Here is a 7,677-nt window from a genome sequence, read left to right on the forward strand (position 1 = left end):
CGTTAACACCAATCACGAGTAAGCCCTGAATCTGACTCCCGTATCGGTCGAAGATGACTGACCGCCCGATCAAGAATTCATACCCGAATTTGGCGTCATCAAGCCAATAGGTATTCTGCTGGCGGGAGGGGAGTCCACCCAATACCCCCTGGCTCAGTACCCTGGTTTTAACCCAAAGTGTCTCCTTCATAAACCTAACAATCTAGAATTGCTGATGGTTTGAGAGTCAGCTTAAACAAAGATCTTTATAGCCCCATTGGGGGAAACATCCAAGACGTATGGATGAAATGCTCTTGGTGTAATCCAAACAAAACAACACGTTGATAGACGTTGTGCAAGGCAGGAAAATATTATCATGGTAGTTCGTAGCTACGCGGCACCCCCGACCCCTTGGTCAAAAAGTTTGGCGGAACCCCAAATTCACGAAAGTGCCTACGTCCACTCCTTTTCTAATATTATCGGAGATGTGAGAATCGCCGAAAATGTCCTAATTTCGCCGGGGACTTCCATTCGAGCAGACGAAGGTGGACCATTTTATATTGCCGCTGGCTCGAATATTCAAGATGGAGTGGTGATTCATGGCTTAGAAGATGGGCGAGTGATGGGGGATGACAAAAAAGCTTACTCCGTCTGGATTGGTCAGAATACCTCCGTTACTCACCTATGCCTGATTCATGGTCCAGCTTACATTGGAGATGATTGCTTTATTGGCTTTCGCTCCACCGTGTTTAATGCTCGCATCGGTCATGGCTGTATCGTGATGATGCACGCCTTGGTGCAAGATGTGGAAATCCCACCGGGGAAATATGTACCCTCTGGAGCAGTGATTAATAACCAGCAGCAAGCGGATCGATTGCCCGATGTCCAAGAGGAGGATCTCACGTTTGCTCATAATCTGATCGCCTGCAACGATGCATTGCGATCAGGGTATCAGTGTGCAGAGGATGAAGCTTGTATTGCGCCAATCCGCAAGGAGAGGGTTCAAGCCTCTGACTCTGATCAAGAAAATGGAAATCAACCGTCTCGTCGTTCTTCTTATTCTTATAGTTCCATGCCTTCATTTACAGCCATAAGTTCAGATCTGCAAAAACAAATTCGTCAACTGTTAGCTCAAGGATATCGGATTGGTGCCGAATATGCCGATGAGCGGCGCTTCCGGACGAGTTCTTGGAAGAGTGCGATCGCGATTCACTCAGACCGAGAATCCGAGGTACTTGATGCTTTGAGCGATTGCTTGCAGGATCATCAAGGTGAATATGTCCGCCTGATTGGGATTGACCCGAAAGCCAAACGGCGGGTGATGGAAGAAATTATCCAACGACCTGGTGATCAGCCGTCCAAGTCCACCCCCTCTAAAGCCTCTTCGAGTTATCGTTACAGTCAGCCTGCGGCGAACAACAACCGTCAGGTTTCCCGTTCACAACCCCAACTGGAGTCTGATCTTCAGCAAACGGTGGCGGGACTGGTCGCCCAAGGCTATGGGGTTGGCTTAGAATATGCCGATGAGCGGCGCTTCCGCACCAGTTCCTGGAAGAGTGCGATGTCGATTCAATCGAATCGCGAATCAGAGGTGATGGAGGCGATTATCGACTGTTTAGCCGACCATGAGGGCGAGTATGTGCGCTTGATTGGGATTGACCCCAATGCCAAACGACGGGTGCTGCAAGAAATTATTCAACGACCCGATAGTAAAGCCTTGACAACAGGGACATCGGTGTCTTCCAATGGTCGGCGCGATCGCACTAGCACCAGAACCCCGGTATCCGCCCCCTCAAAATCGGCTTCAGTCTCACCCACAGACACCTCTTTGAGCCAAGAGGCGATTGATCAAGTCCGGGGTTTATTAGCTCAGGGCTACAAAATTGGTACCGAACACGCCGACAAGCGTCGCTTCCGCACCAGTTCCTGGCAAAGCTGCGCTCCGATCGACTCGAATCAGGTGTCTGAGGTGATTGAGGGGTTAGAAGGCTGTATGGCTGAACATAGTGGGGAATATGTGCGTCTAATTGGCATAGATCCCAAAGCCAAGCGGCGTGTCTTGGAAACCCTGATTCAAAAGCCAAGTTGAGCAATCATTACCTCGGTAACCCTTAGAAGTCAGCGGGAAAGGAAAGGGTGATCTGTGATTGAGGATTGGTGATGGAGTTAGGGTTGAAATCAATGCTTTCTCCGAACTTGTTCAATAAACCATTGACACGTTTTCATCCTCAATCCCTTTCCTTGCCAACAGAGGTAATCCCTAATCATGTACTTCAAAATCGTGGGACTTCTGCTTCAATTGACCGAATTAGCTTCACGTTTATCACGTCTATAACTATAAAATGCATTTGCCCCTGCCACTACCATTGAGCAGTCACTCTCATGTCTACGTGCAAGGTGATGTAACCATTGATCCGAGTGCTGTGATTTCATCGGGAGTAATTTTGCGGGCTAATCCGGAGAGTAAAATTAGTATCGCAGCGAGTGTTTGTATTGGTGCAGGTTCAATTCTGCACGCTGACCAAGGGACATTAGAGATAGAAATCGGTGTCAATTTGGGTACAGGGGTATTGGTTGTGGGTCACGGGAAAATTGGGGCAAATGCCTGTATTGGTCCACTGACCACGATTTACAATGCTTCGATTGAGCGATTAACCGTGGTTCCTGCCGGGTCGGTTGTGGGCAATGTCGGGCGTCAAGTTGCCGAGGTTTCCCCACCAGCAACTCCTCCAGTTGATCGCTCTAATCCCCCAGAAGCAGCGAATCCTGAACCCGAGGCGATCGCATCTGATCCATCTTCCTCTGCTGAACAGTCTGAACAGCAGGAGGTCAACCCAGATGTTGATTCCGAGGTCAGTTCCAGTGAGTCCCCGCCGGACGAGGAACCGGAATCTGCTGACTCCCCGGAGGGAAACTCAATCTATGGACAAGGGAGTGTAGACCGGATTCTCAAAACTCTATTTCCCTATAATCATTAGTTTGCACGTCTAAGTAGTCGGACTTTCATTAAAGTTAACGGTTGAGATTAGGGACACAGGGAACAGTCAGGATTTGAGGCGTGTTAACATTTCTTAGTACAGCAGACAGACTGTATGTCCAGGTACTTAGAACCGGAGGTGAGGGAGCAAGGAAATCATTAAACCGTCCAAGTTGTAATCTAAGATCAGCGCTGAGATAGGTTATACCGATAAGTTGTTAGGGTTAGAGTGTTGGGTTTCTTAGACTGGATTAGAGGCAACACTGAACAGCCAACAACGACATGGAGAGCCGAGCTATGGAGTCATACAACCCTGGAATTATCCCCCACGCCCCCTCTACTCAACGAAATCGCTTTCGTCATTCCTCTTTGGGTTTGGTGTCTACGCTCAGTTTCCCCGTGATTGTGAGTACGGCTGATGCGATGCTCAAGGCATCTGGCGTGACGTTGATCGGATTTGAGAAAATTGGTAGTGGTCACTGTACAGCCATTGTGCGCGGTGCTACAGCAGAAGTGCGGATTGCGGTGCAAGCTGGGGTTGACCATGCGAAACGAGAAGGTCAGTTATTGTCCTCTCTGGTGATTCCCCGACCGTTCCCGAACTTAGAGGTGGTTTTACCTCTGGGTTCTCATTTGCTAGAAGAGGCGCAACAGCAACTGCGATCGCGCCACAGTTCCCAAGCCCTGGGACTTCTAGAAACTCGCGGCTTTCCGGCGATCGTTGGTGCAGCCGATGCGATGCTTAAAGCCGCCGATGTAGAACTGACGGGTTACGAAACCATTGGCGCGGGCTTATGCACGGTGATTATCCGGGGTCGAGTGGCGGAAGTCGCCATGGCGCTGCAAGTGGGTATGGCTGAAGCCCAACGGATTGGGGAACTGGTGGCGGTTACTGTGATTACTCGACCCTTAGAGGATCTCGAACAAGCTCTACCCCTGGCAAGTTACTTCATTGAAGCGGAAGAAACACCCGAACCGCTACGATTGCCCGTTGAGGTCAAGGAAACCGAGAAGGAATTAGTCGAACTCCCTGATTTAGATAAATTGCCTGCGCCAACTAAAGAGATTGACCTCTAAAATAAACCTTCTGCCTTCTGCCTCCTGCCTCCTGCCTTCTGCCTTCTGCCTTCTGCCTTCTGCCTCCTGCCTCCTGCCTTCTGCCTTCTGCCTTTACCAAAAAAAAAGGCGTTGTCCCCAATCCCAGGGATGATCAGATTAAGCGTCCTGTAGAATACAGGCTAAAACCAAACTGCTCAGTCCTGAACATGTAACTGGGTTAGGGGGCAACGCGGGATGGAAGGAAGACTGTCACTTGTTTGGTGTTACCTGAAATCTTAGCCTAGAGTTACCATAGAAAAAATACATTGTTTTAATAGAAAACATAGACTATAATCTATGCATCCAAATCCGATCAAGGAGGAGTATCGTTGAAGCAAGCCACGCTGCATCAGCTCAAAGTCTTTGAAGCCGTTGCTCGACATAATAGCTTTACTCGTGCTGCTGAAGAATTATTTCTCACTCAACCCACGGTGTCAATGCAGGTAAAACAGCTTACCCGAGCGGTTGGTGTTCCCTTATTTGATCAAGTGGGCAAACGTCTTTATCTTACCCAAGCGGGGGAGGAACTCGTCAAGACCTGCCGTGCCATATTTGACCATTTAGACCAGTTTGAGATGACCGTCGCTGACCTGCAAGGGCTGAAACAGGGACGCTTGCGGGTGGCGGTGATCACAACCGCGAAATATTTTATTCCTCGGTTACTCGGTCCATTTTGTCGGCGTTATCCCGGCATTGATGTGTCGCTTCAGGTGACCAATCACGAACACATCATCAATCGTCTGAATGACAATGCCGATGACTTGTATGTCATGAGTCAACTCCCGGAACTGGATATTACCTACGAAGCCATTCTTGACAATCCCCTCGTCGTCATCGCGCCATCGGATCATCCCTTGGTAAATGAAACCAATATTCCCTTGGAGCGTTTGGCAGAGGAACCCTTTATTATGAGAGAACCGGGGTCAGGAACGCGCAAGGCGGTGCAAGAACTGTTTGATGCCCGTAATATTAATCTAAAAGTGCAGCTTGACTTGGGTAGCAATGAAGCCATTAAACAAGCGATCGCGGGGGGTTTAGGCATTTCGGTCTTATCCCGTCACACCTTAGCCCTAGAAGGCATCTGCAATCAACTGACCATTTTAGATGTGGAAGAATTCCCGATTGAACGATACTGGTATGCGGTTTACCCCAACGGCAAACAACTCTCCGTTGTCGCTCGCACCTTTCTCGATTATCTGCTCACCGAAGGCAAAGACTTTGCCCAAAAGACTGCCCTACGCCGCCCCTTGCCGCCATCGCCATCCAATGGAAATCTTTCCCCTAGCGCTGCAAACTCCGAGGATCAAGGGCATCCCGCAGACCATCCCCCAGCAAGTTAAAGGCTAACACGGTCAAGATAATCAGGAGGGCGGGGGGCCAAATTAACCAGGGTTGTAGCACCAAAATCGAAGCATTCGTTGCCAAGGATAGCAAATTTCCCCAGGAGGGGTCAGGTTGCTGAATGCCCAGACCGATTAAACTCAGCACCGATTCCGCCACAATAAAACTGGGGACGGCGAGAGTGGCTGAGATAATCACATAGGTTGCCGTTTGGGGCAGCACATGGCGGACAATAATGTACAGCGGTTTCGCCCCCATCGCCTGGGATGCTTGAACAAATTCTCGTTCTTTAATTGACAACACCTGTCCGCGAATCACCCGGGCTAATCCAGACCAGCCAATAAACGAGGTAATTAAAACAATTAACAAAAATCGTTGGGCGCTGGTGAGTCCGGGTGGTAACACTGACGCCAATGCCACAAGTAGGTATAGGGTGGGAATTGTCATCATCACTTCCACCAGGCGCATCAGCAGGGCATCAATCCACCCCCCGAAATAGCCAGAAATTCCGCCGATAATTAAACCTAGAGGAAAAGAGATAGCAATTCCCACTAACCCGATACTGAGACTAATGCGCCCCCCATGCACCAACCGACTGAATTGATCGCGACCTTGCTCATCGGTTCCCAACAGATTCAGTTTGCCTTCACCAATCGTACCGAACAAGTGCAAATTCATCGGAATTCCGCCAAAGATCTCCACCTCTTTAAAGTTAGGGGGTAAGGGGAAACGCAGTTGGAGAAACGGGTAAGGCGCACCTTGAACCAAGAAGCGGATGGGGGAGGGACTTTGCCAATCCACTATCAGTTCTCGGTTCCCCGTCTCTAAATCCGTGGGTCCTTGGGTGGTTGGGTAGACATGGGGACCAATAAACCTGCCCTCAGGAGTGCGCCAGTAGACTTGAGTCGGTGGCAAAAGGGAACCATTGGGTTGGGAGACATAAGGGTCATAAGGCGCGACAAGATCAGCCGCAATCACGGCAATGTAGAAAATCAATAGCACGATCGCGCCAAACCGAGCCAAGGGGTTCTTTTTCAGTTTTTGCCACCAGTTCATGGGTTAACGGGTTAAGAGTTAAGCTGTTGGGCAAGTTGTCGGTGTTCTTCTTCGTTCTTTTCGTGTTCGACAACAAACACGTTGGAGTAGAGGTTGGCGGTGATTTGCTTACCCTCTTGGGTGAGGGACAGGTAACGCAGGGCTTCCTGGATAAAGGGAAACACGCCATTCCAGTAAAACCTGGAATAACCGGCGCGAAGGTCACCAGGATGCTCATAGCCTAAGGCTTGATTGACACCGGTTTCTTCAAATTCGTAGAATAGAGAGCTAATTTTCTTGAGATAGCGGGGATCAGAAAGCTGACCAATTAAATCAGAGGCACGAATCAAACCGGGATAGTTTAGGGTATCTCGATGATCCCCTTCTTTAGGAACGGGGAAACGAGTCAGTTCGATATTGAGCTTAATCAGTTCAGCGTCAATCAGTTTATGACCGCCAAATCGCTCATCAATAAACAGTTTTGCCCGATCAACATGATGAGGCGTTAGGGATGCATCGGTAGCGCCAGGGGGTAGATGCACCATCTCACCATTTTTGCCCGTCGCGTACAGTCGTTCCGTTTCCCGATCCTGACGACAGACGCCTTTGACATAGCCAATGTCGTGGCACACCAGAGAAATGATAAAGTGCAACCAATCTTCTGGGGTGACGCCACCTTCACGGATATGCTTGCCTCGGAGAATCTCCTGACCCACTAAGGTGACGAGGATAGAATGCTCGACATTATGATAGAGGGCATCGCTGTTGGCAATATTTTCCATTGCCATACTGCCTGCCCAAGCAATAATGTCCTCATAGTCGGTTTTCAGCCCCCCGTAAGTCCGGTGGTAGCCATCCCGGAGTCTTTGGACAAATGAGTTTATGAGAATTTCTGTTGCGTTAAACATCCTGGGTAATCCCTGCGGAGTGCAATGGTTTGAGGATCAATCGAACAGTTATAACTCTATACTTTACAGGATGGGATAAATTTAGGTGGATTGCGATCTAAAGATTCACAACCTCACCGTGTTCTTGGTCATAGCTAGCTAGTGTCGAACTGGCAACCCCTTTAATCGTAAAACTTTCAGGGCTTTGGTATTCGTGTAAACCGATATAATTTTGCTAACTTATGCTAACAATGCACTCTAAAAGACAAGCTCTTAGAGAGGGGATATCTCCCAAAGCCCGTAGGAAAATCCCACGGGCGCCGTTAATGTCCCTGTCCATCCGAAATCCATCACCACCAA

The 7,677-nt window shown here is 49.2% G+C and carries 6 protein-coding genes; 4 read left to right on the forward strand and 2 right to left on the reverse strand.

Annotation, left to right across the window (positions count from 1 at the left end):
• Nucleotides 1-355 precede the first annotated feature (355 nt).
• From RIE73_RS34925 to RIE73_RS34940, 4 genes are all read left to right on the forward strand, one after another.
• Nucleotides 356-2,068: a ribulose bisphosphate carboxylase small subunit gene (locus RIE73_RS34925; RefSeq protein ID WP_446405529.1), complete on the forward strand. Its 1,713-nt coding sequence runs from the start codon at nt 356-358 to the stop codon at nt 2,066-2,068.
• 277 nt (nt 2,069-2,345) lie between these two features.
• Complete coding sequence (locus RIE73_RS34930) at nt 2,346-2,957, forward strand: transferase (protein WP_446405530.1); 612 nt, start codon at nt 2,346-2,348, stop codon at nt 2,955-2,957.
• Between the two features lie 296 nt (nt 2,958-3,253).
• The gene (locus RIE73_RS34935; protein ID WP_446405531.1) at nt 3,254-4,033 is read left to right on the forward strand and encodes a BMC domain-containing protein; all 780 of its coding nucleotides are present in this window, start codon (nt 3,254-3,256) and stop codon (nt 4,031-4,033) included.
• Between the two features lie 350 nt (nt 4,034-4,383).
• Nucleotides 4,384-5,394: a LysR substrate-binding domain-containing protein gene (locus tag RIE73_RS34940; RefSeq protein ID WP_446405532.1), complete on the forward strand. Its 1,011-nt coding sequence runs from the start codon at nt 4,384-4,386 to the stop codon at nt 5,392-5,394.
• Here RIE73_RS34940 and RIE73_RS34945 read toward each other — a convergent pair.
• Both RIE73_RS34945 and RIE73_RS34950 read right to left on the reverse strand, forming a co-directional pair.
• Complete coding sequence (locus RIE73_RS34945) at nt 5,336-6,451, reverse strand: ABC transporter permease (protein ID WP_446405533.1); 1,116 nt, start codon at nt 6,449-6,451, stop codon at nt 5,336-5,338. The two genes, RIE73_RS34940 and RIE73_RS34945, sit on opposite strands and share 59 nt — an antisense overlap.
• An 11-nt stretch (nt 6,452-6,462) precedes the next feature.
• Entirely contained in the window at nt 6,463-7,338 is an 876-nt protein-coding gene (locus RIE73_RS34950) for an Npun_R2479 family HD domain-containing metalloprotein (RefSeq protein WP_446405534.1), read from the reverse strand.
• Between the last annotated feature and the right edge of the window lie 339 nt (nt 7,339-7,677).

The sequence above is a fragment of the Coleofasciculus sp. C1-SOL-03 genome (assembly GCF_040220555.1).
Taxonomy (GTDB): Bacteria; Cyanobacteriota; Cyanobacteriia; order Cyanobacteriales; family Coleofasciculaceae; genus Coleofasciculus.

Coding starts and splice junctions, on each gene's coding strand:
- RIE73_RS34925 (WP_446405529.1), top strand. CDS start 356: ATGGTAGTTCGTAGCTACGCGGCACCCCCGACCCCTTGGTCAAAAAGT.
- RIE73_RS34935 (WP_446405531.1), top strand. CDS start 3,254: ATGGAGTCATACAACCCTGGAATTATCCCCCACGCCCCCTCTACTCAA.
- RIE73_RS34945 (WP_446405533.1), bottom strand. CDS start 6,451: ATGAACTGGTGGCAAAAACTGAAAAAGAACCCCTTGGCTCGGTTTGGC.
- RIE73_RS34950 (WP_446405534.1), bottom strand. CDS start 7,338: ATGTTTAACGCAACAGAAATTCTCATAAACTCATTTGTCCAAAGACTC.